The following is a 25,077-nucleotide window of genomic DNA, read 5'->3' as shown; positions in this document are numbered from 1 at the left end:
GTGGTCAGTGTGGCACGCTGCGTTGCCCCCGGGTCTTGATCTGTATCACGTTAAAAACCGACTGGTCGGTTTTTAACTGGGCCGGACCGAGTGCTTCAGCCGCCCCGGCGCCGGAACCGGCTGGATTTCTTGAGTTCGCCGAGGATCATCCGCTCCAGTCCGTCCAGGTCTTCGCTGCGTACCTGGGCCACGTCGCTGATCCAGGCGGTGGTCTCGTTTCGTTTCTTGCTGAAGTAATCGAGGATGAACTGCTCCGACAGGAGCATGAAGCGGATCGCCTGGGCCGGGTCGACCTGCAGGAACGGGTTGCGGGCGATCTGCATGGCGGAGGCCTCCTGCTGCTGACAGTAGCGGTTGAGCAGGGCGTAAAGGGCCACGCGGGCGTCGGACTGATGGCCGGACATGGCCTGGCGGGTTTTCGGGTGCAGCGCGGCGTCCACCAGGGCGTCCAGCCACAGGGTCAGCTGGTTTTCCGAAATGCTCACCTCGCGGGCGCGTTGCTCCGCCACCAGGGCGCTGATGCGGGACTGCAGGTGGTCCGCCTGATGATTGGTCTGGTTTTTCTTGAGCGTACGGCGCCACAGGGTCTGGGTCTGTTCCAGTTCCGTGCGCAGGTGTTCGATCTGTTCCCTGAGTACCTCGGCTTGCTGATCCAGGCGGCTGATCTGCTGGAGCTTGCCGTGCATTTCATGCCGAACGATGTCCAGCCGCAGGCGAAAGTAACGACCGAGCAGGCCTTCGATGCGTTCGCTATGGGTGCGGAGTTCGGTGATCGCCTGCTGGATCGTTTCGGTGTGTTCAGCGTCGACGGTCCGGGTCCGCAGCAGCTGGGCGGCCATGCTGGTATCGCTGTTTTCCGCCCTTACGTCCAGCAGCAGGGCGTTCAGCGTGCGGATACCGTTGCCCAGTCGCTCCAGAATGATTGGTTCCTCGTCCGCCCGCCATTGGCTATGGAGGCGTTCCAGGTCTTCCAGTTTGTAGTGGAATATCTTCACGTTGGCGGTGTTGCCCGTCACCTTGGACTTGTCCAGTGCGGCCATCACTTCGTCGCCATAGCGGTCCTGGAGGTCCAGCCGACGTCCCAGATGATAGGCGTTGGCCGCCAGAATGAGGCTTTCCAAGGTGCGCCTGGAGTAGAGCGGGGCGTCTTCCACCAGATCCAGGGGGATGTTTTCGGGCAGCTTGTCCGGGGGCAGGCGGGCGAGTTCCTCCGGCGTCAGCGTGGCCACCAGTTTCCTGAACACTCCCATGGGGATGGCCGGTTGATGCGCTGCCGGAGGTGTCATGGCGCGGGCCGCTGGTGGGAGAGGGCGCCTAGGCGTCCCCGCGTCCCAGGACGGGTGTCTGCAGTTGCTTGGCAAAGTCCAGCATGCGTTGGGTGGAGCGCAGGGCGCCCTCGCGCACGGACTCGTCCACTTGCACTTCGTTGCCCCCTTCTTCCAGCACTTGGAGCAGGTTGTGCAGGCCGTTCATGGCCATCCAGGGGCAATGGGCGCAGCTGCGACAGGTGGCACTATGGCCGCCGGTAGGGGCTTCGATGAAGGTTTTGTGCGGGGCCGCCTGGCGCATCTTGTAGAAGATGCCGCTGTCGGTGGCGACGATCAGGGTGGGGTGGGGCAGTTCCCGGGCCGCCTTGATCAGTTGGGAGGTGGAGCCCACCGCATCTGCCTGGGCGATGACGCCGGCGGGGGATTCCGGATGGACCAGCACGGCGGCTTCCGGGTGGGCCTTTTTGAGGTCATCCAGGCCGCGGGTACGGAATTCGTCGTGGACCACGCAGGCGGTGTCCCACAGCACCATGTCGGCACCGGTGGTTTCACGGATGTAGTGCCCCAGGTGGCGGTCCGGTGCCCACAGGATCTTCTTGCCCTGAACCTTGAGGTGTTCCACCAGCTTCACGGCGATGCTGGAGGTGACCACGTAGTCGGCGCGGGCCTTTACCCGGGCGGAGGTGTTGGAGTAGACCACCACGGTGCGGTCGGGGTGGGCGTCGCAGAAGACCTCGAACTCATCCGCCGGGCAGCCCAGGTCCAGGGAGCATTCCGCTTCCAGGGTGGGCATGAGCACGGTCTTTTCGGGGCTGAGGATCTTGGCGGTCTCGCCCATGAAGCGTACCCCCGCCACCACCAGGGTGGAGGCCGGGTGTTCCTGGCCGAAGCGGGCCATGTCCAGGGAGTCGGAGACGCAGCCGCCGGTCTCTTCGGCGATCCGCTGCAGGTCTTCATGGACATAGTAATGGGCGACCAGCACGGCATCCCGTTCCTTGAGTAGGGTTTTGATCCGCTCGATCACTGCGTCGCGCTCGGCGCCGGTGAAGCGGGGCATGTGACTCTCCACCCAGGCGGTTTCAGGGACCTGGAAGCGGTGGAGGGGTTGTGCGGTGACTGCGGTCATGAATCTTGAATCCCCTTGGGCATGCAGGGTGCTACCTTAATTGATCTTAATCGATCCTGGCCCGACTGGAGGCCCGAAGCGCCCCTCGGGTGCGGAAATCGGGTGTGTTTGTTTACGGTCATTGTGTTTGGACCGGAAGATATTATGCCCGTTCAGTGGCGTTGTCTGCTGAATCCGTGGCGGTGTCTCTTAATGTTGTTAATCAAAAACAATAGGTTGCCCATATGAGTAAGCCGCAGTTGTCTCCCGCCAAGGGGCGCCGCTGGTGGCGGCCGGCCGTCGAACTGCTGGTTGTGCTGCTGATCTTCCTGGCCTTGAAGGCCTGGCTGCAGCGGGACATGATCAGTGGCGAGGCACCCGACTTTCAGGCCCGGCTACTGGACGGAACCCCGGTGAGCCTGGCCGATTACCAGGGGGCGCCGGTACTGGTGCATTTCTGGGCTACCTGGTGCGGGATCTGTCGTCTGGAGCAGGGCAGTATTGAGACGATCAGCCAGGCATGGCCGGTACTGACCGTGGCCATGCAGTCCGGGGATGCCCAAGCGCTGGCAGCTTATATGGCGGAGCATGGTTATGCTCAGGCGGTGATCGCCGACGAAGACGGTGCCCTGGCGGCCCGTTTCGGCGTGGGGGCCGTACCGGCCAGCTTTGTGCTGGATGCCGACGGCAATATCCGGTTCCGGGAGCGAGGGTTCACCACCGGCTGGGGCTTGCGTGCACGGCTGTGGATGGCCCGGTTGCTCTGAGGTGATGGAACGGTAAATCCGTAACAGCTGTGCGCCCTGTCATGGAATTTTAATCCGGTAGCTGGGCTGCGGGGCTTTAATCACGTTATATTCACCCCCAAAAGATCCGGGACACTGCTCCTCCGGGGCCGGCCCGGCGATGCGCCTGTGAGCGCTGAATGAGATGGGGCGTCAGACCCCTGCAAGAGGAGTAGACATGCACGAGCCCAAAGACGTCGTTTCGCCGGAGACCGCGGGCAGCCTGGCGGGACTGTTCAGGGAGCGAGTCAAGAGAACACCAGGAGCGGTGGCCTATCGTCAGTACGACACGGTTTCTGCCAGCTGGCAAACCCGAACCTGGGACGAAGTGGCCAAAGAGGTGGCCCGTTGGCAGGCGGCACTGCTCAAGGAGGGGTTCAAGCCCGGCGACCGGGTTGCGGTCATGCTGCGCAACTGCCGGGAATGGGTCGTCTTCGATCAGGCTTCCATGGGGCTGGGGTTGATTACCATCCCGCTCTATACCGACGACCGGCCCGATAATATCGCCTATATCCTTCAGGACGCCGGTGCCCGGATGCTGCTCCTGGGGGGCAAGGCCCAGTGGCGGCGGCTGCAGGAGGTGCGGAATCGTCTGGAGACGGTACAGCGCATCGTCTCGGTGGAGGCTGTTCCCAAGGGGGATTTCCCCGAAGAAGAGCGCCTGGTTTCCCTGGATGACTGGACCCAGGGACTGGAAGGGGAACTGATCACCCACGAGGCGGACCCTCACGGCCTGGCTACTATTGTCTATACCTCCGGCACCACCGGACGTTCCAAGGGTGTGATGCTTTCTCATCACAATATCCTCTCCAACGCCTACGCCTCCCAGCAGTGCGCGCCCATGGGCGCGGATGACCTGTTCCTCTCCTTTCTGCCGCTCTCCCACACCCTGGAGCGTACTGCCGGTTGCTACATGCCCATGATGGTGGGCGCCCAGGTGGCCTACGCCCGCTCTATTCAGGGGCTGGGGGAGGATCTGCTCACCTTGCGTCCCACGGTGATGATCTCGGTGCCGCGTATCTATGAACGCATCTACGGGCGCATCAACGCCGGGTTGGAGGAAAAGTCGCCCTTGGCCCGCAAACTGTTCCTGACCACGGTGAATATCGGCTGGCGGCGGTTCGAACATCAGCAGGGGCGTGCCGGCTGGCATCCCGGTCTGCTGCTCTGGCCGATCCTGAAGAAGATCGTGGCCGACAAGGTCACTTCTCGCCTGGGCGGCCGCCTGCGCTATGCGGTCTGTGGTGGTGCGCCGCTGCCGCCGCCCATTGCTCGTTTCTTCATCGGCCTGGGGCTGCCGGTCTTCCATGGCTTCGGCATGACCGAGTCCAGCCCCGTGGTGAGCGTGAACCGCCCCGATGACAATCTCCCCGCCAGTGTGGGCGCGCCCTTGCCCGGAGTGGAGGTGAAGATCGGCGCCGATGACGAGCTGCTGGTGCGTGGTCCTTCGGTGATGCAGGGGTATTGGAATAACGAGGAGGCCACCCGGGAGACCATTGATGCCGATGGCTGGCTGCACAGCGGCGACAAGGCCCGGTTCGACGAGCAGGGCCATATCTTCATCATCGGCCGCATCAAGGAAATTCTGGTGCTGGGCAATGGGGAAAAGGTGCCGCCCGCCGACATGGAAATGGCCATCACCCTGGACCCGGTGTTCGAACAGGCCCTGGTGCTGGGGGAGGGTAAGGCCTATCTGAGTGCCCTGGTGGTGCTCAACCCCGAAGAATGGGAGAAACTGGCCAAGACGCTGGAGGTGGACCCTCGGGATGCCGAGGCCCTGCGCAGCCGCAAGGTGGAAAAGGCCTTGCTGGAGCGGGTGGGCGTTCAGCTCAAGGAGTTCCACGGCTATGCCCAGGTGCGGCGTCTGACCGCCTCTCTGGAGCCATGGGAAGTGGATGGCGGGTTGCTCACGCCCACCATGAAGATGAAGCGCAACCTGATCATGGCCCAGTTCCAGCGGGAGATCGAGCAGATGTACGAGGCGCACAGCAATCGCTGAGACCTGTGCTGGAGCGATCTGCGGCTGCGATTGGAATGATTCGGCGGTGCGATTGAAGCGATTGACGGTAAGGGGGGGAGAGGACTTCCTCAAAGCGATGTATTGAGTTTTTCACCAAAGTGATGCACTGAGTTTTTCACCAAAGTGATGCACTGAGTTTTTCACCAAAGTGATGTACTGAGTTTGTCATTCCCGCGAAAGCGGGAATCCAGTCATGGATTGACAGTTCTGGGCTCCCGCTTTCGCGGGAGTGACGTCAAGGGGGCGGGAGTGACGGCAAGGGGCATGGGTGACGACAAAGGGCAGGAGTGATGGCGAAAGCAGGTGTGGTAGCAAGGGACGGGAGTGGTGGTAGGGGGCTTTTCAGAACGTATTAACCCGGCAATCAAAAGTCTTTGACTTAAAATCTCAAGCCATTGATTTCAATCGTTTAAAGTTGAAAATGGTCATGCTTGTTTAATTGCCGGTTTAATAATATCGACGACACTACAAAGACGACATTAAAAATAGGGGATGCAGGGGATGACGATGCAGGCAGTTCGTATTCGTAACGGCCTTTCACTGGGGGCGGCCGTTTCACTGGCGTTGGCGGGTGGCGCCATGTGGTCCGAGCCGGTCAAGGCGGCCGGGTTCTATATTCAGGAGCAGAGTGTCAGTGGCTTGGGGCGGGCCTTTGCCGGGGATGCCGCCATCGCCTCCGATGCCAGTACCATCTTCTTCAATCCGGCGGGCATGACGTATCTGTCGGGGCCGGAGGTCCAGGTTGCGGCGCATCTGCTGGTGCCGAAGGCGGATGCCCGGAACAGCAATTCCACGGCCGCCACGCCGGGGACGTTGGATAATCCGTTGCCCTATGGGGGCGGCAACGGCGGAAATCCCTATGATCCGACGCCGGTGCCCAATTTCTTTTATGCCAGACCCTTTAATGATCAGCTCTGGTATGGCTTCGGCATCACCGCGCCATTCGGTCTGGCCAATACCTACGACAAGGACTTTTTCGCCCGCTACGATTCCACGGAGACGGAGCTGAAGGTCATCAACTTCCAGCCTTCCATTGCCTACCAGGTCAATGAGCGGTTTTCCGTGGGTTTTGGCTTGGACATCCAGTATGCGGATGCCACCTTGAAGAATGCCGTGCCGGATCCGACCCGCCCTGGTGGTCCCTCGGTGGATACCGATGGCGAAGTCAGTCTTGAGGCCGACAGCTGGGATTATGGTTTCAATCTGGGGGTGATGTTCCAACCCACGCAGGACACGCGCCTGGGCATTCACTACCGCCAGGGCATCAAGCACACCCTCGATGGCAAGGCGCGCATTACCGCCCCGAATTTTTCCAGCCCGAACCCCCTTCTTCCCGATCCGGGTTCTGTGACCAGTGAAGGTGGGGAGGCGGCCCTGCGTCTTCCCGACATCGTGACCCTGGGTGTGATGCACCGGCTGAATGACCGCTGGACGTTGCTGGGTCAGTACAGCTGGTTCAAGTGGTCCAACTTCGACGAGATCCGGGTGAAGTTCGATACTGACCGCAATGATAGCGAAACTCTGCAGAACTATAAGGATACCTGGGCGCTGTCCATCGGTGCCGAATACCGCCTGGATGATCGCTGGACCCTGCGTGGGGGCATGCAGTATGACCGTACCCCGACCCAGGACGATTTCCGCACCACCCGGACCCCGGATGGTGATCGGACCTGGTTCTCCTTCGGTGCCAGTTACCAGCAAGGATCCCACTGGGGCTTTGATCTGGCCTATACCTATATCGATATCAGCAAAGAGTCTCTGGTTTTGACGCGGCCCTTCTTCGAAAACACGCCCGTCGCCAGTGAAGTCAACATCAACGGCACCACCCGCGGCCACGTCCACATCCTGGCTGCTGCCATGCGCTACAACTTCTGAGGTCTCATGGACGCCACCTTCCCGGCCCTGCTGATACGTGACCAGGCTCAAGGGCCTGAGCGCATCGATTTCATCCGTATGGATGAGGCCGATCTCATGCCCGGGGACGTGGAGGTGGCGGTTCATTATTCCTCGCTCAACTACAAGGACGCCCTGGGTATTACCGGCAGCGGTCGGGTGCTGCGTCGTTCTCCCATTGTGGGCGGCGTCGATGCGGCCGGTGAAGTAATCGCTTCTTCGGATACCCGCTTCAAGCCCGGTGATCCGGTACTGGTCACCGGGGCGGGCCTGGGGGAGTATCACCACGGGGGGTTCGCCGGTCGCATCCGGGTGCCCGCCGACTGGGTGGTGCCCCTGCCTGCCGGAATGGATTGCCGTCAGGCCATGATCCTGGGCACGGCGGGGCTAACCACCGCCCTGATTTTCAAGCGTTTTCAGGAAAACCATCAGCGCCCTGAAATGGGTCCGATCCTGGTCACCGGCGCCAGCGGCGGGGTCGGCGCCCTGACGATCAGCCTGCTGGCCGCCCAGGGCTACGAGGTGGTGGCCCTCACCGGGAAGCCGGAGATGGCCCCCTGGCTCAGGTCGTTGGGGGCGTCGGAGGTGCTGGACCGGCATGGTGTGTCCATGGGTTTTCGCCCGCTGGAGACGGCCCGCTGGGCGGGCGCCGTGGACGTGCTGGGTGGTGAAGTCCTGGGCTGGTTGGCTCGCACCGTGGATGACTGGGGCAATATCGTGGTGGTGGGGCTGGCCGGTGGCGCGGATCTGCGCACCACGGTCATGCCCTTCATCCTGCGGGGCGTGTCACTGCTGGGGGTGACGTCCGCCAACTGTCCCCTGCCCATGCGAGGTCCCCTGTGGGAGCGGCTGGGCAGTGACTGGGCGATTCCTCATCTGGATTCCATCTTGAGTGAGGAGATTGTCCTGTCGCAGCTGCCCGAGTTCAGCCGCCGCATGCTGGCGGGTAGGACCTGGGGGCGAATCCTGGTGAATCTTCGCTCCGAAACCTGATTCGGCGATCAGGGTTGGCCGATGCCCGAGAGGATGGAATCCCGAGTGATCACTTCCCGCATCACGCGGCTTTCGGGATGCCGGCCGCCACAGATATCCAGCACCCTGCCGTCAGCCAGGTGGGCCTCGATGTTGTAGCCCAGGCCCGGTTCATGATTGAGGGTGATGGTGCGGGTCTCTCCGGCCCGTAACTGCAGGAGGGTGGTGTGCTGCTCGGTATCGACGTTGGCGTAACCGATTTCCACCGTGGGGATGGTCTCGTCGGTGCGGTTCTGCACATGCACGATGATGGAACGCTCGGGCAGGGATAGCTCCGGGGTGGTGGCCCAGAGGGTGATGCCGATACCTGCAACCAACGCCATGGGTACGAGCAGCCAGAGTGTCCAGGAGCCTGAGTCATTCATAAGCGCATACTAATGCATCGGCCCCGGCCGTGTCATTGATAACGCCCAAATCAGGCCTTTCCTGTCAATTCGATTTTGTAGCCGTCTCGAAGCGCCTGCCATCCCTGTTATTCTGGCCCCATATCCCGGTTTGACCTCCATGTCGATCTGCCAAAGGAAAGAACGGATGCCTCCTCTTGCTCCCAACCGGCCCTGGTTTCCTTTCGTGTCTTCCCTGCTTGCTGTCTGCCTGCTCAGTGCCTGCGGCGGCCCGCCCGAACCGGAGCCGGAACCCCGGGCGCGTCCGGTGATGGCGGTTGCCCTGGAAAGTCCGACGGGACTGGCGGCGCGTAGTTTCAGCGCCCGGGCCGAGGCGGCGGAACGAACCGGCCTGGCCTTCCGGGTGTCCGGCCAGGTGGTCTCGGTGCGGGCGGATCTAGGGGATTATGTCCTCGCCGGCACCGAGCTGGCGCGCCTGGATGACCGGGATTATCGGCTCAAGGTGCGTGAGTTGGAGGGACAGCTGGCGGCGGCCGAGGGGCAACTGGCCGAGGCCCGGGCCAATTTTGAGCGGGGTCGGACTCTGGTGGCCGACGGTACCATCAGTCGCGCCGATTTTGATCGTCTCCAGGCCGGTTTTCGCCAGGCCCGGGGGCAGCGGGATGCGCTGACCGAAGGACTGGCAACGGCCCGGGCGGCCCTGGAGGACACCGTGCTGCGGTCGCCCTTCAATGCCCATGTGGCGGTGCGTGCCATTGAGCCTTTCGAGCAGGTCAGTCCCCAGCGGGTGGTCTTTGTGCTGGATCGCCTGGATGTGATCGAGCTTCGGGTGGGTATGCCGGAGACCCTGGTGGTGCATCGGGAGCGCCTGACGTCGGTAGATGTGCATTTTGCCGCTCTGGACCGCGACTATCCCGGACGCCTGAAGGCCATCGGGGTGGATGTGGATGAGGACACCCAGACCTACCCGGTGCGTATCGCCGTGGCTAACCCGGACCGGCAGATCCTGCCGGGCATGACCGCTCGAGTGGATTTTCGCGCAGGCCTGCCGGAAGGGCGCATCGCCGATCATTTCCTGGTGCCCCTGACGGCGGTGCTGGAGCACCAGGGCGAACACCATGTCTGGCGTCTGGATGAGGCGGATGAGCGGGTACACCGGGTCCCGGTGAGCCTGGGTCCCCTGGAGCGCGAAGGCATGCGCATCAAGGGGGACCTGCAGGTCGGGCAGCGGGTGGTGGTGGCCGGGGTGCAACATCTGGAAGAGGGCCAGTGGGTGCGGTTGCTGACCGAGGATGATATCCGGGGCGCGCGCCGATGAATGCCGCCGTCTGGTCCATTCGCAATGGCCGTTTCGTGGGCTTCGTGGTGGTGTTGCTGGTGCTGGTCGGCATGATCGCCTACACCCAGCTGGGGCAGCTGGAAGACCCGGAGTTCACGGTGCGTACCGCCGTGGTCTACACCGAATATCCTGGCGCCCGGGCAGTGCGGGTGGAGCAGGAGGTGACCGAGCGCATCGAGCTCAAGATCCAGCAGATGGGGGTACTGGATCAGGTGGAGTCCTACAGTCGGGACGGGGTCTCGGTGATCTTCGTCGATATCCAGGAGCGGCACGGGGCCGAGCAGCTGCGCCAGATCTGGGATGAACTGCGCCACAAGGTCAGTGAGGCGGCCCTGGCCTTGCCGGAGGGTGTCGTCGGCCCCTTCGTGGATGACGAGTACGGGGATGTTTTCGCCATGCTGCTGTCGCTCACGGGGGAAGGGTACGGCTACGATGACCTGGACCGCATCACCGATACCGTGCGTCGGGAGCTGCTGCGGGTACCCGGGGTGGCCAAGGTGGAGATCTTCGGTGCCCAGGGGGAGCGGGTGTTCGTGGAGACCTCCCGGGACAAGATCGCCGAGATGGGGCTGACCCCCCATCTGGTGGTGCAGGCCCTGAACCGTCAGAACGTGGTGGCCCCGGCGGGGTTTGTGGAACTGGGGCCTCGGCAGGTGCGTATCTTTGCCAGCGGAGTATTCGAGTCTCTGGACCAGATCCGGGACCTGGCCATTCGCAGTTCGGTTACCGGCAATCTGGTCTATCTGCGGGATTTTGCCGAGGTGCGCCGGGGCTTTGCCGACCCGCCGGAGGCCCTGCTGCGCTATGACGGGACCCCGGCCCTGGCCATCGGCATCGTGCCCACGTCGGGGGTGAACGTGGTGGATCTGGGACGCCTGGTGAACGAGCGCCTGGAGGCGATCACCCGTACCCTGCCGGTGGGCATGGCTTTCGGCATCATCGCCGACCAGCCCCGGGAGGTGCGCACGGCCATCAACGAATTCATGGTCAATCTGGCTATGGCGGTGGCGATCGTCATCGCTGTGCTACTGATTTCCCTGGGGTTGCGCACCGGGCTGATCGTGGGTTCCGGGGTGCCGTTCACCATCCTGGCCACTTTTATCGCCATGTGGATCGCCGGTATCGATCTGCACCGGGTTTCTCTGGGGGCGCTGGTGATCGTACTGGGCATGATGGTGGACAACGCCATCGTGGTGGCGGAACTCACCTATGTGAAGATGCAGCGGGGTCTGGACCGGTTGGAGGCGGCGCGGGAGGCGGTGGCCGAGACGGCCTTGCCGCTACTTTCGGCCACTCTGGTCGCGGTGCTGGCCTTCTCACCCATTGCCCTGACTAATACGGCCACCGGTGAGTTCACCCGCTCCCTGTTCTGGGTGGTGGGCTTCAGTCTGTTGCTGAGCTGGGTGCTGGCCATCACGGTCACGCCGGTGATGTGCCATCGCTGGATGAAGGTCCGCTCCGGCGGGGAAGGTCAGGACCCCTATGGGGGACGTCTGTATAGGGGCTTTCGCCGGCTGCTTGACAAGCTGCTCGTCTGGCGGCGCACGGCTATGGCCACCTTCGTGGGTCTGCTGATCGTGGCGGTGCTGGGTTTCATGCTGGTGCCTCAGATTTTTTTCCCGCCGGCGCAGCGGGCGCAGTTCATGGTGGACTACTGGTTGCCGGAGGGCAGTCGCATCACCCACACCGCCGCCGACATGGCGGCCATTGAGGACTGGCTGGGTTCACACGAGGAGGTGGACACGGTGACGGCCTTCATCGGCGAGGGGACGCCCCGTTTCTATCTGCCCATGTTGCCCGAAAGTCCCAATCCCGCGTTTGGTCAGATTCTGGTCAATCTCCATGAGGTCAGGGACCTGGAGCCGATGATGGCCCGGACCCTGAGCTTCATGCGCGAGGGCTTTCCCGATGCCGAACCCCGGGTGCGGCCCATGCAGTTGGGCGACCCGGTGCGCTATCCGGTGATGCTGCGCATCCTGGGGCCTGACCGGGTGGTGCTGCGGGAACTGGCGGAGGAGGCCGCAACACGGCTGCGTGCCGATACCAGGGTGGCCCATGTGTACCCTAACTGGCGGGACAAGACACCGCAGATCCAGGTCCAGGTGGACCAGGAACGCGCCCGCCGAGCCAATATCACCAGTGCCGCCGTGGCCGAGGCCCTGGCCACGGCCTTTGCCGGCCAGACCATCGGCGTGTATCTGGAAGATGACAAGCGCATCCCGATTGTCTGGCGTTTTCCCCTGGAGGAGCGCACCGATCCCACCCGGGTGGAGACCATGGTGATCTGGCCCGAACAGGGAAACCGGCCGGTGCCCCTGCTGCAGGTGGCCGATATTTCCGTGGTTTGGGAAGACGCCGTGATCTGGCGCCTGGACCGGGAACGGGCGCTGACCCTGCAGATGGATCTGGTGCCCGGCGCCACTGCCCATGAGGTGGTGCGGGATCTGGCCCGTGCGGTGGAGGATCTGCCGCTGCCGGTGGGCTATCGCTTGGCCTGGGACGGGGAGGCGGCCAAGTCTGCCGAGGCCCAGCGGGGCGTCCTGCAGCCGGTGCCGGTGGTGCTGGGGCTGATGGCGTTGGTGCTCATGGCCCAGTTCAACAGCTACCGCCGTTCCCTGATCATCCTGCTGACCGTGCCTTTGGGGGTGGTGGGCGTCAGCGCGGGCCTGCTGTTGCTGCAGCAGCCCTTCGGCTTCATGGCGCTGCTGGGGGTGATGAGCCTGTCAGGCATGATCATCAAGAACGCCATCGTGATGGTGGAGCAGATCGATCTGGAGATGGAGCGGGCGGAGGATACGCGCCAAGCCCTGGTGGAGGCGGCGGTGAGCCGCGTCCGCCCGGTGATGCTGGCGGCCCTGACCACGGTGCTGGGCATGATTCCCCTGGCCCTGTCCGGTCCGTTCTGGGCCCCCATGGCCATCGCCATCATGTTCGGCCTGGCCCTGGCATCTCTGCTGACCCTGTTGGCGGTGCCGCTGTTCTATGCGGTCCTGTTCGGCAGCTGACGGCGCTTGATGAGGTTCAGAGCCGCTTGCTCACCACCTTGATGCCGTCATCCTCGTGGCTATTGCGGGAGGTGAAGCCCAGCCGGTGCATGAGGGCGATCATGTTGGTGTTCTGGGACAGCACCTCCCCTTCCATGGTGCGCAGGCCCCGGGAGCGGGCGACGTCCATGAGTTCGTTCATCAGGTGCGACCCGATGCCCCGGCCCTGCCATTCGTCCGCCACCACCAGGCCGAACTCGCAGCTCTGCTGGTCCGGGTTGGCGGTGTAACGGGCCACGGCGATCTGCAGTTCCGAGCCGTCCGGCTGCTCACGTACGGCGATCAGGGCCATCTCCCGGTCATAGTCGATCTGGGTGAAGCGCACCAGCATGTGGGGGGTGAGTTCATGCACCGCCTGCATGAAGCGGAAATAGCGCGCCTCCGGTGAAAGGTTGCGCACGAACTCCTGCTCGATCTTGGCATCCTCCGGTCGGATCGGGCGAATGGTCAGGTTGACACCGTCCGGCAGTTGCCACTGGTTCACCAAATGGGCAGGGTAGGGGTGGATGGCCATGTGGGCATAGCGGTCCGGCATCGACGGGGGATAGTCCACGGAGAGGCGGGCATCCACCGCAGCCAGTCCCCGCTCATCGGCGATCAGGGGGTTGATGTCCATGTCCTGGATTTCCGGTAGTTCACAGACCATCTCCGAAACCCGCAGCAGCACCTGTTCCAGGGCTTCGTCGTCTACCGCCGGCATGTTGCGGAATTCCTTGAGCAGCTTGGCCACCTTGGTGCGGGCGATCATGCCCTCGATGATGACCTCGTTCAGGGGCGGCAGGGCCACGGCCCGGTCCTTGATGACTTCCACGGAAGTCCCGCCGGCGCCGAAGCTGATCACCGGGCCGAACACCGGGTCCCGAAGTACACCCACCATCAGTTCTCGACCATAGGTGCTCTTGTGCATGCGCTCGATGGTGACGCCGTTGATGCGGGCGTCGGGGCGCAGGCGCCGGGTGTCCTCGATCATGGTCTGGAAGGCGCTGCGCACGGATTCGGCGCTGGCGATGTTCAGCCGTACCCCCTGCACGTCGGATTTGTGGGTGATGTCCGGGGAGTCGATCTTCATGGCCACGGGATAGCCCACCGTGCCGGCGGCCACCAGGGCCTCACTGGCGGTGTTGGCGCGCATGGTCTGGGTGACCGGAATGCGAAAGGCGGACAATATCGCCTTGGATTCCATGGTGCTCAGGACCTTGCGGCCTTCGGACAGGGCGCTTTCGATGATGAGCCGGGCACCCTGCACGTCGGTGCGGGTGCGGTCGGAGAGCGGGCCGGGCACCTGCAGCAGCAGGCGCTGGTTACGCTTGTGGGCGGCCAGATAGGCAAAGGCCTCCACCGAGGCTTCCGGGGTAGTGAAGTGGGGTAGCCGTTCCCGGGTGAAGTGTTCCCGGGCGGCGCGAACCTGCTTGTCTCCCATCCAGCAGGCCAGTACCGGTTTCCGTGCCTTGCGGGCCATCGGGGTGATGGTCTTTGCCACGCCCAGGGGATCGGTCATGGCCTGGGGGGTGAGCATGACGATGGTGCCGTCCACGCCTTCATCATCCAGGCAGGCCTTGAGGGCCGCATCGAAACGACCATCATCCGCATCCCCCAGAAGGTCAATGGGATTACCGTGGGACCACTGGTCCGGCAGGGCCTTGTTCAGCTTTTCCATGGTGGCGGCGCTGAGTTGGGCCATGGTGATATCCAGTTCCACGGCCCGGTCCGTGGCCATCACGCCGGGGCCGCCCGCGTTGGTGACGATGGCCAGTCGATTGCCTTCGATCTTGTAGCCGCTGGAGAGGATGCGGGCCGCGGAGAACAGTTGCTGGATGGTCATGGCCCGCACGGCGCCGGCGCGCTCCAGGGCGGCGTCGAAGACATCGTCGGCCCCGACCAGGGCGCCGGTATGGGACATGGCCGCCCTTGAGCCTTCCGCATGACGACCTGATTTGATGACAATGACCGGTTTCATGCGGGCCGCTGCCCTCAGGCCGCTCATGAATCGTCGGGCGTTGCGGACCCCTTCCACATAGACCAGGATGCTGCGGGTCTCCCGGTCCAGGGCCAGGTAGTCCAGCACCTCGCCGAAGTCCACGTCCGAGGCATCGCCCATGGAGACCACGGCGGAAAAGCCGATCTCCTGGCTTTCCGCCCAGTCCAGGATGCCGGTGCAGATGGCGCCGGACTGGGAGACCAGGGCCAGGTTGCCGGGCTGGGCCCGGTTATTGCTGAAAGTGGCGTTCATGCCCCGGCTGGGACGCATGATGCCCAGGCAGTTGGGACCGAGGAGACGCAGATCGTACTCCTTGGCGATCTCCATCACTTCCTGTTCCAGGCGCTTGCCCACCCGGCCACCCTCGCTGAACCCGGCGGACAGGACCACGGCGCCTTTTACCCCGTGTTCGCCGCAATGACGCAGGATGCCGGGCACCGTGCGCGCGGGCGTGGCCACGACCACCATGTCCACCGGACGACCGATGGCTTCCACATCCGGGTAGGCCTTGCGACCCTGGACGTTCTCATGCTTGGGATTGATCGGGTAGAGCTCGCCATTGAAGCCGGCATCGATGAGGTTGCTGAAGACCAGGGTGCCGAGGGCGTTGGGCCGCTCGCTGGCGCCGATGACGGCCACGCTGCGAGGGGTGAAGATGCGGCTGAGAAAGTGAGGTCCCATGATTCGACGGTCGATGCCCCTGAGTGAGTGTTCGTCCGAGTATAGTACGGTGGATGCTGCGGTGCGGCGAAACCGCTTTCCGAGTAGGGCTTTCATCAGTTTGCGCGCCTCTTTTTGCTGCACTGCTTCGCGGTAGTATGGTCACGACTATCAAGGAGTCCATGACCATGACCATCGCATTCATCACCCATCATGACTGTACCCTGCATCGGGTTGCCACACATCATCCTGAGGTGCCTGAGCGTCTGGCGGCCATTGATGATCGCATGCTGGCCTCGGGGCTGGGTATGTTGCTGCGCTATTACGACGCGCCCCTGGTCACCCGGGAACAGCTGCTGCGCGTCCATGCCGAGGATTATATTGACTGGGTGGAGGCCTCGGCACCGGGCGTGGGCGGGATGGTCTGTCTGGATGAGGGGGACACGGTGATGACCGAGCATACCCTGCAGGCGGCCCGGCGCGCGGCGGGGGCGACCATCCTGGCGGTGGATCTGGTCATGGGCGGTGAGGCCAACTCGGCTTTCTGCAGCGTGCGCCCCCCGGGTCACCACGCGGAGCGTGCCCGCGCCATGGGTTTTTGCATCTTCAACAACATTGCAGTAGGGGCCGCCCATGCCTTGGCGCGTCACGGTCTGGAGCGAGTGGCGGTGGTGGATTTTGATGTCCACCACGGTAATGGGACGGAAGAGATCTTCCGGAATGAGCCACGGGTGATGTTCTGTTCCACCTTCCAGCACCCCTTCTATCCCTTTACCGGCACGGAGGCGGATACCTCGCATATCGTCGGTGTGCCGCTGCCCAAGGGGACGACGGGTACGGATTTCCGAGAAGCGGTGGCGGAGCACTGGCTGCCGGCTCTGGAGGCCTTCCGGCCCCAGCTGATGATGATCTCAGCCGGTTTTGATGCCCATCGGGAGGAGGACATGGCCGACTTCATGCTCATTGAGGACGACTACGCCTGGGTGACGCGCAAACTGCGGGAGATTGCCCAGCGTCATGGTGAAGGGCGGGTGGTGTCCTGTCTTGAAGGGGGGTATGCCCTGTCGTCCCTGGGGCGGTCGGCCTGTGTGCACGTGGATGCCCTGATCGGGCCGTGACGGCTCTCCATCCCCGACCCTTCTCCCCAAAAGGGGAGAAGGGTGGCTGGTACTATTCCTTCCACTTGATGTTACAGCCCAGACTGGGCTTCTGCTCCTGCGGCGCCGGCTGCCCTGCCAGCAGGGCATCGGCGGCGGCGCGCAGGTCTTCGCCGGTGACCGGGATGTCGCTGCCGGGGCGGGAGGCATCGAACTGTCCCCGGTAGAACAGACGGCGGTCTGCGTCGAACAGATAAAAATCCGGCGTGCAGGCGGCATCATAGGCCCTGGCCACCGCCTGGGTCTCGTCGAACAGGTAGGGGAAGGTGTAGCCGAAACGACGGGCCTCGTCTTGCATCTTCTCCGGGCTGTCTTCCGGGTAGTTCTCGACATCATTGGCATTGATGGCGATGACCGCCAGCCCCTTGTCGGTATAGGTTCGGCCGAAACGGGCAAATTCATGACGGATCAGCTGCACGAAGGGGCAGTGATTGCAGATGAAGGCGATAACATAGCCCCGGGCATCGGGGAAGTCATCCAGGGATACCTGCCGGCCAGTGCTCGGGTCGGGCAGGTGGAATGCCGGGGCCGGGGTGCCCAGTTCCAGCATCTTGGATTCTGTTCTTGCCATGGTGTGTGTCCTCCTCGTGATGACGTCATGGGCAGGGGATGGTGTGGCGCTGGTGCACCGCCTCGATCTCCACCAGGACGGCTTCGCTCAATGTGATGTCCAGGCTGGCGATGTTTTCTTCCAGTTGATCCAGTCGGGTGGCGCCGATGATGTTGCTGGTCAAAAAGCCGCGGCTGTTGACGAAGGCCAGTGCCATTTGGGCCGGTGACAGCCCGTGGCGCCGGGCGATGTCCACATAGGCGCGGATGGCCGCTACGCCGTGTTCCCCGGAGTAGCGGGAAAACCGGGAGAACAGGCTCAGGCGACCATCTGCGGGCGGGGACTCCAGATATTTGCCGCTCAGGGCGCCGAAGGCCATGGGTGAATAGGCCAGCAGCCCCACTTGTTCCCGGTGCGCCATTTCCGCCAGCCCCACTTCGAAACTGCGGTTGAGCAGGTTGTAGGGGTTCTGGATGGAGACGACGCGAGGCAAGTCCTGGCGCTCGGCCACGCGCAGGTATTCCATCAGGCCCCAGGGTGTCTCATTGGAAATGCCGACGGTGCGCACCTTGCCCGCCTTGACCAGATCTCCCAGCACTGCCAGCGTTTCGGCGATGGGAGTGTCATCCGTTTCCGGTTGGTGCTCATAGGCCAGCTTGCCGAAGTAGTTGGTGCTGCGCATGGGCCAGTGGATCTGGTACAGGTCCACGTAGTCGGTCTGCAGACGCTGGAGGCTGTCGTGCAGGGCCTGCTCCAGGTGGGCGCGGTCATGGCGGGGGCCGCCGCGGATATGCCCCAGCTCGCTGCCGGGGCCGGCGGCCTTGGTGGCGATCACCAGGTCATCACGGCTTCCCCGCCGGGCCAGCCAGTTGCCCAGGTAGGTTTCGGTACGGCCCTGGGTCTCCGCGCCGGGAGGGACCGGGTAGAGTTCCGCCGTGTCGATGAAGTTGATGCCGTGGTCCACTGCCATGTCCAGCTGGCTGTAGGCCTCGGCTTCGGTATTCTGTTCGCCCCAGGTCATGGTGCCCAGGCAGAGTTCGCTCACCGTGATATCCGAGGTGCCCAGAGGCCTGTATTGCATGATCTTCTCCTGTCCGGTTCAAGCGTTCAGGGCATGGTAATCCAGGATGTGCGCAATGACACGGCAATGGGTCTGTCCGTGATGGGTATTCGTCGGGGACTCCCGCGTGGAAGTCCCCTGCGATGCCGGGCGTGACGGGACTTATCTGCGTTTTTCCAGCAGGTCGCGGATGATGGGGGCCAGGATGATTTCCATGGCCAGCCCCATCTTGCCGCCGGGCACCACGATGGTGTTGCGCCGTGACATGAAGGAGTCATGGATCATGTTCAGCAGGTAGACGAAATCCACCCCGAAGCGCTTGGGATCGCGGAAGCGGATCACCACCAGGCTTTCGTCCGGGGTGGGGATGTCGCGGGCAATGAACGGGTTGGATGTGTCTACCGTGGGCACCCGCTGGAAGTTGATGTCGGTGCGGGAGAACTGCGGGGTGATGAAGTTCACGTAGTCGGGCATGCGCCGCAGCATGGTGTCGACGATGGCCTCGGCGGTGTAACCTCGTTCCGCGTTGTCACGGAAGATCTTCTGAATCCACTCCAGATTGACGATGGGGACCACGCCGATGCCCAGGTCCACATGCCGGGATACGTCCACGTCACCATCCTTCACCAGGCCGTGCAGGCCCTCATAGAACATCAGGTCCGTACCGTCGGTAATATCTTCCCAGGAGGTGAATTCGCCGGGCTTGAGGTTGCTGTTGAGGCGGGCATTGTGATGGGCGGCCTCATCATCATTGTGGATGTAGTAGCGCTTTTTGCCGGTACCCGTTTCGCCGTAGGTCTTGAACAGTTCCTCCAGCTTGTCGAACAGGTTGGCATCGGGGCCGAAGTGGCTGAAATGATTGTTGCCCCGGGTGCCCGCCTCTTTCATCGCCTGCTTCATTTCCGTCCGGTTGTAGCGATGGAAACTGTCACCCTCGATGACCACCGGGTTGATGTGTTCGCGGCGGAAAATGTGCTCAAAGGCGTTTTTGACGGTGGAAGTGCCGGCGCCGGATGAGCCTGTGACGGCCACGATGGGATGTTTCTTCGACATGTTCTGACTCCTCTTTGCTTGATGGTAAAAGTCTGCGACCCATTATTTTTTGCGGCGCACCAGTGGCCGGGGCCGTGCGCCTTGTTATCGTGTGCACGTCGTGAGTCCTGCCTCGTATCGGGATGCGCCTAGAACACCAGGTTCAGCATCACCAGCGATACGATCAGGAACAGAATCGTCATGATGCTCCCCGCCCTCACGAAGTCCATAACCCGGTAGCCACCGGGACCCATGATCAAGGCGTTGACCTGGTGCGTGGGGATGAGGAAAGAATTGGAGGTGGCGATGGCCACGGTGAGGGCGAACACCCTCGGGTCCGCGTCCATGCCCATGCCTTGTGCCGCGACGGCAAAGCTCACCGCCAGCGGAACCAGTAGCACCGTGGCTCCCACGTTGGACATCACCAAGGTGAAGAACGTGGCCAGTATGGCCATGGTGGCCTGCAAAATCCAGGGAGATACCTGGCCGAGCAGAGACAGGGTCTGTTGGGCGATCCAGGCGGCGGTACCGGTCTGATCCACGGCGGCGCCCAGGGGGATGAGGCTGGCCAGCAGGAAGACCGTCTTCCAGCTCACTGCCCGGTAGGCCTCATCGATGCTCAGCACGCCGGTGAGGATCATGCCCACGGCCCCCGTGAGCAGGGCCACCGACAGACGCAGCTCGGTGAACAGGATCAGGGTCAGGGTGATGAGAAAGAAGGTCAGGGCAAAATGCACCTTCTGGGGGCGCAACTCCTCGTGGGGGTAGTCGCTGGTGATGACCACGAAGTCCCGGTCCTTCTCGATTCGGGCCAGCGAGTCCCAGCGGCAATGGCAGACCAGGGCATCCCCCGCCTGGAGTGGAACTTCTCGCAGGCCCTGGCGGATGGTTTCCTCGCCCCGATGAATGCCCAGCACCGACAGCCCGTAGGTCTTGCGCATGGCAATGTCGGTGACGGAGCGGCCCACCAGGTGGGAACTGGGCGGGATCACCACCTCGCCGATCCCGGACCGGTTGGGGGCCAGGGCATCGGCGAAGATATCCAGTCGGTCGCTGAGCCGGTTGCCGGTCCTGGCGGCAAAGGCCTCCAGCGCCTCATGGCGCCCCAGCAGGGCCAGATGGGCATTGGGCTCGATGGCCAGGCCGCTCCAGGGGCCGATCCGGCGCTCGCCGTTCATGAACGTGGCCACGATGATGATGGGAAACTCCCGTTCCAGATCACCGACGGTCTGGCCTGCCAGGTGGCTACCGTCGCTCAGGCGCATTTCCCGGATCACGAAGTCCAGGCCGTAGACCCGCTGGAAATAGGCCTCGGTACTTTCCGCGTTGGTGCTTTCCCCCTTTGTGACAGGCAGGACGTAGCGCCCCAGCAGGACGAAATAGAGAATCCCGGTGGCTACCAGGGCGAGCCCGATGGGGGTCACGTCAAAGAGCTGGAAGGGCTCCATGCCCTCCGGCAGCAGGTCGTTGAGCAGGATCAGGGGGCTGGAGCCCACCATGGTGATCGTGCCCCCGAGAATGGCGCAAAACCCCATGGGCATGAGCAGGCGGGACATGTTTAGCCCGGTACGGGCGCTGATCCGGGAGACCACGGGGATGAACAGGGCGGCGGCGCCCACGTTCTGCATGAAGCTGGAGATGACGCCCACAGCGCCGGACACCATGGGCAAGATGCGTCGCTCCGTGTGCCCGCCGATCTTCATGATGAAGCCGGCTACATGGGTCATGACGCCGGTCTTGTCCAGCCCGGCCCCGATGATCATGACCGCGATGATGGACATGACCGCGTTGCTGGCAAACCCGTTGAACAGGTTCTGGACATCGGTGACGTCGTGCAGGCCCGGTACCAGGCTCATCAGGCCCAGCAGCACCATGATGCAGATGGCCGCCACGTCCACTCGAACCACTTCGGTGACAAAGAGCACGACGGTGAGTCCCAGTAGCCCCAGGACCACCATCATCTGCGGTGTTAGAACCAGTGATTCCATATCGATTATATGCGTATTAGATTATGGTATATATGCGCCAAACCTTTCCATTATTTCACTGTATTCCCGAAATGCAACTGTTCTCTTGGCGCCTCGGGTGCGGCGTCGCCTCTGGTCCGAAGGTCTGCAAGTTCGCTATGCTCATCTGACAGAATCCTTTGTTAAGAGACCCCTGCCATGGACTCACAGCTCTCCCCCGTGGGGCGGTTCCAGACCCTGCTGCTGGCAACCGACGGTACGGAATGCAGCGCCGGTGCCGAGGCCGTGGCGCTGGGCGCGGCATCCCGGTGCGAGTCCCGACTCATCCTCATGCGGGTGGTGCTGACCAATCCGGAATACGAATCCATGGCGCCCGACCGGGTGGCGGATGAGACGGCGGCCGCTCGGGATGATCTGGAACTCTTGCGTAAGCGAGCCGTGGATATGGGCATTGGCTGCGAAACTGTGATCCGCCACGGCGTGGATGCCTATCTGCCCGTGGTGCAGGCGGCGGAGGAAAAGCGTGTGGACTGCATCGTGGTGGGGTGTCGGCAGCGCAGTGACCTGGCCCGCCTGATGGTGGGGGATTCCACCGCCAGGATCATCGGTCATGCCCCCTGCAGTGTGCTGGTGGCCGCCCAGGGAGCGGATCGTCCCCGCCGCCGAATTCTGGTGGCGACGGATGGGTCCCGCCTGGGGGATGCCGCCTGCGTGGCGGCAGCGCACCTGTCTGAGGTTTGTGAACTGCCGCTGACGGTGCTGACGGTCACTTCAGCGGATCTGGACGAGGAGCGCCGTGCAGAGGCCGGTCAGACGGTGCAGCGCGTACTGGATACCCTGATGCGGGAACGTCGGGGGCGGGGTGCCGGGCTGGAGGGTATGGTGGAACAGGGGCGGCCGGATGCGGTGATCGTGGATGTGGCCCGCGGCCGGGGTGCGGATCTGATCGTCGTCGGCAGCCACGGCCGCACAGGTCTCAAGCGCCTGTTCATGGGCAGTGTCTCCGAACGGGTCATCGGTCATGCCCCCTGTCCGGTGCTGGTGGTCAAGTAGCGCCCGGTTCCCTGGTGAACATGACATCCCACACGCCGTGTCCCAGCCGTTGCCCTCGTTGCTCGAATTTGGTCAGCGGGCGGTATTCGGGGCGGGGGCTGAAACCCTCGCCGGCCAGGTTGCGGAATCCGGCGGCCTGATTCATCACCGTCAGCATGTGTTCGGCGTAGGGTTCCCAGTCGGTGGCCAGGTGCAGCAGGCCGCTTGCCCGCAGGCGTGATCCCAGCAATGCCACGAAGGTCGGCTGTACCAGGCGCCGTTTGTGATGGCGCTTCTTCGGCCAGGGGTCGGGGAAATAGATCTGTATCCGGTCCAGGGATCCTGCCGGGATCTGCAGCTTCAGGACTTCCACCGCATCGTGGCAGGCTACCCGCAGGTTGGTCAGCCCCAGGGTTTCGATGTGTTGCAGCAGATGGCCGACGCCGGGGCGATGGACTTCCACGCCGATGAAGTTCCGGTCCGGGTCTTCGGCGGCCATCCGTGCCAGCGATTCCCCGTTACCGAACCCGATCTCCAGCGTGACCGGTGCTTGTCGGCCGAACAGGGCGGGCAGATCCAGGGGTTCCGGCGTGAATGCCAGCCCCCAGCGCGGCCAGAGGTCATCCAGGGCGCGCTGCTGACCGGTGGTCAGTCGTCCTTCGCGGCGGACGAAGCTGCGGATCCGGCGACGGCCGTCAGTGGTGGGCATGAAAGGCAGTGAGTTGGTCATGAGGCGGGATCAGGCCATGGCGGACCCGGGTGGGCCCGCCGATAGTAACGATGGATTAGAAGAAGGTGCCGTCGATGGGGGACGAGGCGGAGGCATAGCGCCGGCGCGGCATCCGGCCCGCCAGGTAGGCTTCGCGACCGGCCAGGATGGCGTGTTTCATGGCCGAGGCCATGAGGACCGGGTTGCGGGCGGCGGCGATGGCGGTATTCATGAGCACGCCGTCGCAACCCAGTTCCATGGCGATGGCCGCATCCGAGGCCGTGCCTACGCCGGCGTCCACCAGGATGGGCACATTGGCGTTTTCCACGATCTCCAGCACGTTGTAGCGGTTCTGGATGCCCAGGCCCGAGCCGATGGGGGCTGCCAGAGGCATGACGGCCACACAGCCGATGTCTTCCAGGTGCTTGGCCAGGATCGGGTCATCGCTGGTATAGACCATCACCTTGAAGCCTTCGGCGACGAGGGTTTCCGCAGCCTTCAGGGTTTGTACCACGTCGGGGTAGAGGGTCTTTTCGTCGCCGAGCACCTCGAGTTTCACCAGGTCGTGGCCATCCAGCAGTTCCCGCGCCAGGCGGCAGGTGCGCACGGCATCTTCGGCGGTATAGCAGCCGGCCGTATTGGGCAGAATGGTGTAGCGATCCGGCGGGAGCACATCCAGCAGATTGGGTTCGCCCGCATTCTGGCCGATGTTGGTGCGGCGGATGGCCACCGTGACGATCTCGGCACCGCTGGCCTCGGTGGCCTGGCGGGTTTCTTCCAGGTCCTTGTATTTACCGGTCCCTACCAGCAGGCGGGAGCGATAGGTGGTGCCACCGATCACCAGGGGGGAATCGGTAGCCGTATCCGGGGAGTGGCTTGTGGTCGACATGGGGATACCGTGTATGTGTTGAGGATTAACCGCCACCGATGGCCTGCACGATCTCGATGCGATCGCCGGCGTTGAAGCGGTATGTGTCGAACCGGCTGCGTGGCAGCAGCTCACCGTTCACTTCCATGGCCAGGCGCCGTCCGGTCAGACCCAGCGCTTCCACCAGAGTGGCTGCGGTGGACGGCTCCGGTAGCTGGCGGGCTTCGCCATTGACAATGATTTCCATTATGGAATGTTCTTCAAAAGACGGATCGTTGGGGGCGAACATCTTAACGTAAAGCAGCTCCGGGGCGCAGAGTGCCCCGTGCATATAGCCGTTGAGAAGCGAACCCCGAGCGCATACACTATGGCCACTGCGCGGGTGTAGTTCAATGGTAGAACCTCAGCTTCCCAAGCTGATGACGTGGGTTCGATTCCCATCACCCGCTCCAATTCCCTTTCGTATCCTTCCTCCGGACTCAGGCTTTAGTGCCTTCACGTTCTTTGTGCTGGCCGATGCGCCCAGGTTTCTGTGCTAGACTTTGTCTAAACGCAATCGTGATGGTTATGCCCATGAGACAGGTACATCCCAACGCAGCTCTGGAGCGGGAGGCCGTGATAAAGATGCTGCGCGAGCACCACATCACGCCCACCCAGCAGCGGGTGGACATCGCCATGGCCCTGTTCGAGAGGCCGCAGCATGTCTGCGCCGATCAGGTGCTTGTGCAGGTCAACGCAGTAGAGTCTCTGGTGTCCAAGGCCACCGTCTATAACACGCTGGGCTTGTTTGCGAAGAAGGGTCTGATTCGGGAGGTCTTGGTGGACCCGGCCCGACTCTTCTACGACTCCAATATGACCCCCCATCATCATATGTACCACACCGACTCCGGCATACTGGAAGACGTGGCGCCGGGACAGGTGCAGCTGGGGGCGTTGCCTGATGCGCCGGAAGGCATGGTGGTTGAGGGCGTGGATGTGGTCATCCGGGTCCGCCGGGTTTGAAGGCGGCAAAGACCTCTATACGAAGTTCGTTGGGGCGGGCATAAAAGCGCCCCTCCCCGGGGTGAGGGGAAGGTTTCGGCACGGTGACTTGGTTGTGCCTCCCCCTCATCCCCGGCCCTCCTCCCCCGAGGGGAGAAGGGAGTGAAGGTGGCCCCCTATCCCAAGGCGAGAGGCGTGAAGGTGGTTCCCTATTCCAAGGAGAGAGGGGGCGGTGTTTCATGGATTGCCTGCC

20 protein-coding genes and 1 tRNA gene are annotated in these 25,077 nt (G+C 63.2%); 10 read left to right on the top strand and 11 right to left on the bottom strand.

The features are described from left to right. Positions 1 to 95: 95 nt before the first annotated feature. Together LQ956_RS05320 and nadA are read right to left on the bottom strand one after the other, a co-directional pair. Complete coding sequence (locus tag LQ956_RS05320) at positions 96 to 1,286, bottom strand: hypothetical protein (protein WP_238622852.1); 1,191 nt, start codon at positions 1,284 to 1,286, stop codon at positions 96 to 98. A 28-nt stretch (positions 1,287 to 1,314) separates the two neighbouring features. Continuing rightward, positions 1,315 to 2,394 carry a quinolinate synthase NadA gene (gene nadA, locus LQ956_RS05315; RefSeq protein WP_238630216.1) on the bottom strand — a complete coding sequence of 360 codons (1,080 nt, stop codon included), beginning with the start codon at positions 2,392 to 2,394 and terminating at the stop codon, positions 1,315 to 1,317. A gap of 224 nt (positions 2,395 to 2,618) precedes the next feature. Here nadA and LQ956_RS05310 point away from each other — a divergent pair, with 224 nt between their 5' ends. The 4 genes from LQ956_RS05310 (at position 2,619) to LQ956_RS05295 (ending at position 8,064) form a co-directional block, all read left to right on the top strand. Continuing rightward, positions 2,619 to 3,140 carry a protein disulfide oxidoreductase gene (locus LQ956_RS05310; RefSeq protein ID WP_238630217.1) on the top strand — a complete coding sequence of 174 codons (522 nt, stop codon included), beginning with the start codon at positions 2,619 to 2,621 and terminating at the stop codon, positions 3,138 to 3,140. A 196-nt stretch (positions 3,141 to 3,336) separates the two neighbouring features. Next, on the top strand, positions 3,337 to 5,157 hold the full coding sequence (locus LQ956_RS05305) for an AMP-dependent synthetase/ligase (protein WP_238630218.1): 1,821 nt from the start codon (positions 3,337 to 3,339) through the stop codon (positions 5,155 to 5,157). A gap of 522 nt (positions 5,158 to 5,679) precedes the next feature. Further along, positions 5,680 to 7,053 (top strand): OmpP1/FadL family transporter, encoded by a 1,374-nt coding sequence (locus LQ956_RS05300; RefSeq protein ID WP_238630219.1) that lies wholly within the window; start codon positions 5,680 to 5,682, stop codon positions 7,051 to 7,053. 6 nt (positions 7,054 to 7,059) lie between these two features. Then, positions 7,060 to 8,064, top strand: a complete 1,005-nt coding sequence (locus LQ956_RS05295; protein WP_238622847.1) for a YhdH/YhfP family quinone oxidoreductase — start codon at positions 7,060 to 7,062, stop codon at positions 8,062 to 8,064. An 8-nt stretch (positions 8,065 to 8,072) separates the two neighbouring features. On the opposite strand, the gene LQ956_RS05290 is transcribed toward LQ956_RS05295, so the two are convergent. Beyond that, a complete protein-coding gene (locus LQ956_RS05290) occupies positions 8,073 to 8,468 on the bottom strand; it encodes a hypothetical protein (protein ID WP_238622846.1) in 396 nt (131 codons plus the stop codon). A gap of 166 nt (positions 8,469 to 8,634) precedes the next feature. On the opposite strand from LQ956_RS05290, the gene LQ956_RS05285 reads away from it, so the two are divergent. Together LQ956_RS05285 and LQ956_RS05280 are read left to right on the top strand one after the other, a co-directional pair. Further along, positions 8,635 to 9,765, top strand: a complete 1,131-nt coding sequence (locus LQ956_RS05285; RefSeq protein WP_238622845.1) for an efflux RND transporter periplasmic adaptor subunit — start codon at positions 8,635 to 8,637, stop codon at positions 9,763 to 9,765. Continuing rightward, entirely contained in the window at positions 9,762 to 12,791 is a 3,030-nt protein-coding gene (locus LQ956_RS05280; protein ID WP_238630220.1) for an efflux RND transporter permease subunit, read from the top strand. The genes LQ956_RS05285 and LQ956_RS05280 overlap by 4 nt, the downstream gene beginning before the upstream one ends. Before the next feature lie 16 nt (positions 12,792 to 12,807). Here LQ956_RS05280 and LQ956_RS05275 read toward each other — a convergent pair whose 3' ends face one another. Then, positions 12,808 to 15,489, bottom strand: coding sequence for a bifunctional acetate--CoA ligase family protein/GNAT family N-acetyltransferase (locus LQ956_RS05275; protein WP_238630221.1), 2,682 nt, complete (start codon positions 15,487 to 15,489; stop codon positions 12,808 to 12,810). A 167-nt stretch (positions 15,490 to 15,656) separates the two neighbouring features. Here LQ956_RS05275 and LQ956_RS05270 point away from each other — a divergent pair, with 167 nt between their 5' ends. Then, positions 15,657 to 16,586 carry a histone deacetylase family protein gene (locus LQ956_RS05270; RefSeq protein WP_238623284.1) on the top strand — a complete coding sequence of 310 codons (930 nt, stop codon included), beginning with the start codon at positions 15,657 to 15,659 and terminating at the stop codon, positions 16,584 to 16,586. Between the two features lie 52 nt (positions 16,587 to 16,638). On the opposite strand, the gene LQ956_RS05265 is transcribed toward LQ956_RS05270, so the two are convergent. The 4 genes from LQ956_RS05265 to LQ956_RS05250 all read right to left on the bottom strand — a co-directional run bounded on the left by LQ956_RS05265 (position 16,639) and on the right by LQ956_RS05250 (position 21,255). After that, positions 16,639 to 17,196, bottom strand: a complete 558-nt coding sequence (locus LQ956_RS05265; protein WP_238623283.1) for a thioredoxin family protein — start codon at positions 17,194 to 17,196, stop codon at positions 16,639 to 16,641. Between the two features lie 25 nt (positions 17,197 to 17,221). Beyond that, on the bottom strand, positions 17,222 to 18,256 hold the full coding sequence (locus LQ956_RS05260; protein WP_238623282.1) for an NADP(H)-dependent aldo-keto reductase: 1,035 nt from the start codon (positions 18,254 to 18,256) through the stop codon (positions 17,222 to 17,224). Between the two features lie 141 nt (positions 18,257 to 18,397). Beyond that, the gene (locus tag LQ956_RS05255; RefSeq protein ID WP_238623281.1) at positions 18,398 to 19,288 is read right to left on the bottom strand and encodes a phosphoribulokinase; all 891 of its coding nucleotides are present in this window, start codon (positions 19,286 to 19,288) and stop codon (positions 18,398 to 18,400) included. Between the two features lie 128 nt (positions 19,289 to 19,416). Continuing rightward, positions 19,417 to 21,255 (bottom strand): SLC13 family permease, encoded by a 1,839-nt coding sequence (locus LQ956_RS05250; protein WP_238623280.1) that lies wholly within the window; start codon positions 21,253 to 21,255, stop codon positions 19,417 to 19,419. 177 nt (positions 21,256 to 21,432) lie between these two features. On the opposite strand from LQ956_RS05250, the gene LQ956_RS05245 reads away from it, so the two are divergent. Continuing rightward, positions 21,433 to 22,287 (top strand): universal stress protein, encoded by an 855-nt coding sequence (locus LQ956_RS05245; RefSeq protein ID WP_238630222.1) that lies wholly within the window; start codon positions 21,433 to 21,435, stop codon positions 22,285 to 22,287. Here the strand turns inward: LQ956_RS05245 and trmB are convergent. The 3 genes from trmB to thiS are packed head-to-tail and all read right to left on the bottom strand — an operon-like array spanning position 22,280 to position 24,090. Next, positions 22,280 to 22,996, bottom strand: a complete 717-nt coding sequence (trmB, locus tag LQ956_RS05240) for a tRNA (guanosine(46)-N7)-methyltransferase TrmB (RefSeq protein ID WP_238623278.1) — start codon at positions 22,994 to 22,996, stop codon at positions 22,280 to 22,282. The two genes, LQ956_RS05245 and trmB, sit on opposite strands and share 8 nt — an antisense overlap. A 55-nt stretch (positions 22,997 to 23,051) precedes the next feature. Beyond that, positions 23,052 to 23,864 (bottom strand): thiazole synthase, encoded by an 813-nt coding sequence (locus LQ956_RS05235; RefSeq protein WP_238623277.1) that lies wholly within the window; start codon positions 23,862 to 23,864, stop codon positions 23,052 to 23,054. Positions 23,865 to 23,889: 25 nt separating this feature from the next. Next, positions 23,890 to 24,090 carry a sulfur carrier protein ThiS gene (gene thiS / locus LQ956_RS05230; RefSeq protein WP_238623276.1) on the bottom strand — a complete coding sequence of 67 codons (201 nt, stop codon included), beginning with the start codon at positions 24,088 to 24,090 and terminating at the stop codon, positions 23,890 to 23,892. A 131-nt stretch (positions 24,091 to 24,221) separates the two neighbouring features. Here thiS and LQ956_RS05225 point away from each other — a divergent pair. Continuing rightward, positions 24,222 to 24,295: transfer RNA gene (locus LQ956_RS05225), tRNA-Gly, on the top strand. 121 nt (positions 24,296 to 24,416) lie between these two features. After that, positions 24,417 to 24,845, top strand: coding sequence for a Fur family transcriptional regulator (locus LQ956_RS05220; RefSeq protein WP_430733430.1), 429 nt, complete (start codon positions 24,417 to 24,419; stop codon positions 24,843 to 24,845). Positions 24,846 to 25,077: the final 232 nt, after the last annotated feature.

The organism is Ectothiorhodospira lacustris, assembly GCF_022227845.1.
Taxonomy (GTDB): Bacteria; Pseudomonadota; Gammaproteobacteria; order Ectothiorhodospirales; family Ectothiorhodospiraceae; genus Ectothiorhodospira; species Ectothiorhodospira lacustris.
Note: the sequence above shows the minus strand (reverse complement) of the source record. Positions and strands in the feature narration are given on the sequence as shown.

Coding starts and splice junctions, on each gene's coding strand:
- LQ956_RS05250 (WP_238623280.1), bottom strand. CDS start 21,255: ATGGAATCACTGGTTCTAACACCGCAGATGATGGTGGTCCTGGGGCTA.
- LQ956_RS05270 (WP_238623284.1), top strand. CDS start 15,657: ATGACCATCGCATTCATCACCCATCATGACTGTACCCTGCATCGGGTT.
- LQ956_RS05280 (WP_238630220.1), top strand. CDS start 9,762: ATGAATGCCGCCGTCTGGTCCATTCGCAATGGCCGTTTCGTGGGCTTC.
- LQ956_RS05220 (WP_430733430.1), top strand. CDS start 24,417: ATGAGACAGGTACATCCCAACGCAGCTCTGGAGCGGGAGGCCGTGATA.
- LQ956_RS05290 (WP_238622846.1), bottom strand. CDS start 8,468: ATGAATGACTCAGGCTCCTGGACACTCTGGCTGCTCGTACCCATGGCG.
- LQ956_RS05275 (WP_238630221.1), bottom strand. CDS start 15,489: ATGGGACCTCACTTTCTCAGCCGCATCTTCACCCCTCGCAGCGTGGCC.
- LQ956_RS05255 (WP_238623281.1), bottom strand. CDS start 19,288: ATGTCGAAGAAACATCCCATCGTGGCCGTCACAGGCTCATCCGGCGCC.
- LQ956_RS05320 (WP_238622852.1), bottom strand. CDS start 1,286: ATGACACCTCCGGCAGCGCATCAACCGGCCATCCCCATGGGAGTGTTC.
- LQ956_RS05295 (WP_238622847.1), top strand. CDS start 7,060: ATGGACGCCACCTTCCCGGCCCTGCTGATACGTGACCAGGCTCAAGGG.
- LQ956_RS05245 (WP_238630222.1), top strand. CDS start 21,433: ATGGACTCACAGCTCTCCCCCGTGGGGCGGTTCCAGACCCTGCTGCTG.
- thiS (WP_238623276.1), bottom strand. CDS start 24,090: ATGGAAATCATTGTCAATGGCGAAGCCCGCCAGCTACCGGAGCCGTCC.
- LQ956_RS05265 (WP_238623283.1), bottom strand. CDS start 17,196: ATGGCAAGAACAGAATCCAAGATGCTGGAACTGGGCACCCCGGCCCCG.
- LQ956_RS05305 (WP_238630218.1), top strand. CDS start 3,337: ATGCACGAGCCCAAAGACGTCGTTTCGCCGGAGACCGCGGGCAGCCTG.
- LQ956_RS05235 (WP_238623277.1), bottom strand. CDS start 23,864: ATGTCGACCACAAGCCACTCCCCGGATACGGCTACCGATTCCCCCCTG.
- LQ956_RS05260 (WP_238623282.1), bottom strand. CDS start 18,256: ATGCAATACAGGCCTCTGGGCACCTCGGATATCACGGTGAGCGAACTC.
- LQ956_RS05310 (WP_238630217.1), top strand. CDS start 2,619: ATGAGTAAGCCGCAGTTGTCTCCCGCCAAGGGGCGCCGCTGGTGGCGG.
- nadA (WP_238630216.1), bottom strand. CDS start 2,394: ATGACCGCAGTCACCGCACAACCCCTCCACCGCTTCCAGGTCCCTGAA.
- LQ956_RS05300 (WP_238630219.1), top strand. CDS start 5,680: ATGACGATGCAGGCAGTTCGTATTCGTAACGGCCTTTCACTGGGGGCG.
- trmB (WP_238623278.1), bottom strand. CDS start 22,996: ATGACCAACTCACTGCCTTTCATGCCCACCACTGACGGCCGTCGCCGG.
- LQ956_RS05285 (WP_238622845.1), top strand. CDS start 8,635: ATGCCTCCTCTTGCTCCCAACCGGCCCTGGTTTCCTTTCGTGTCTTCC.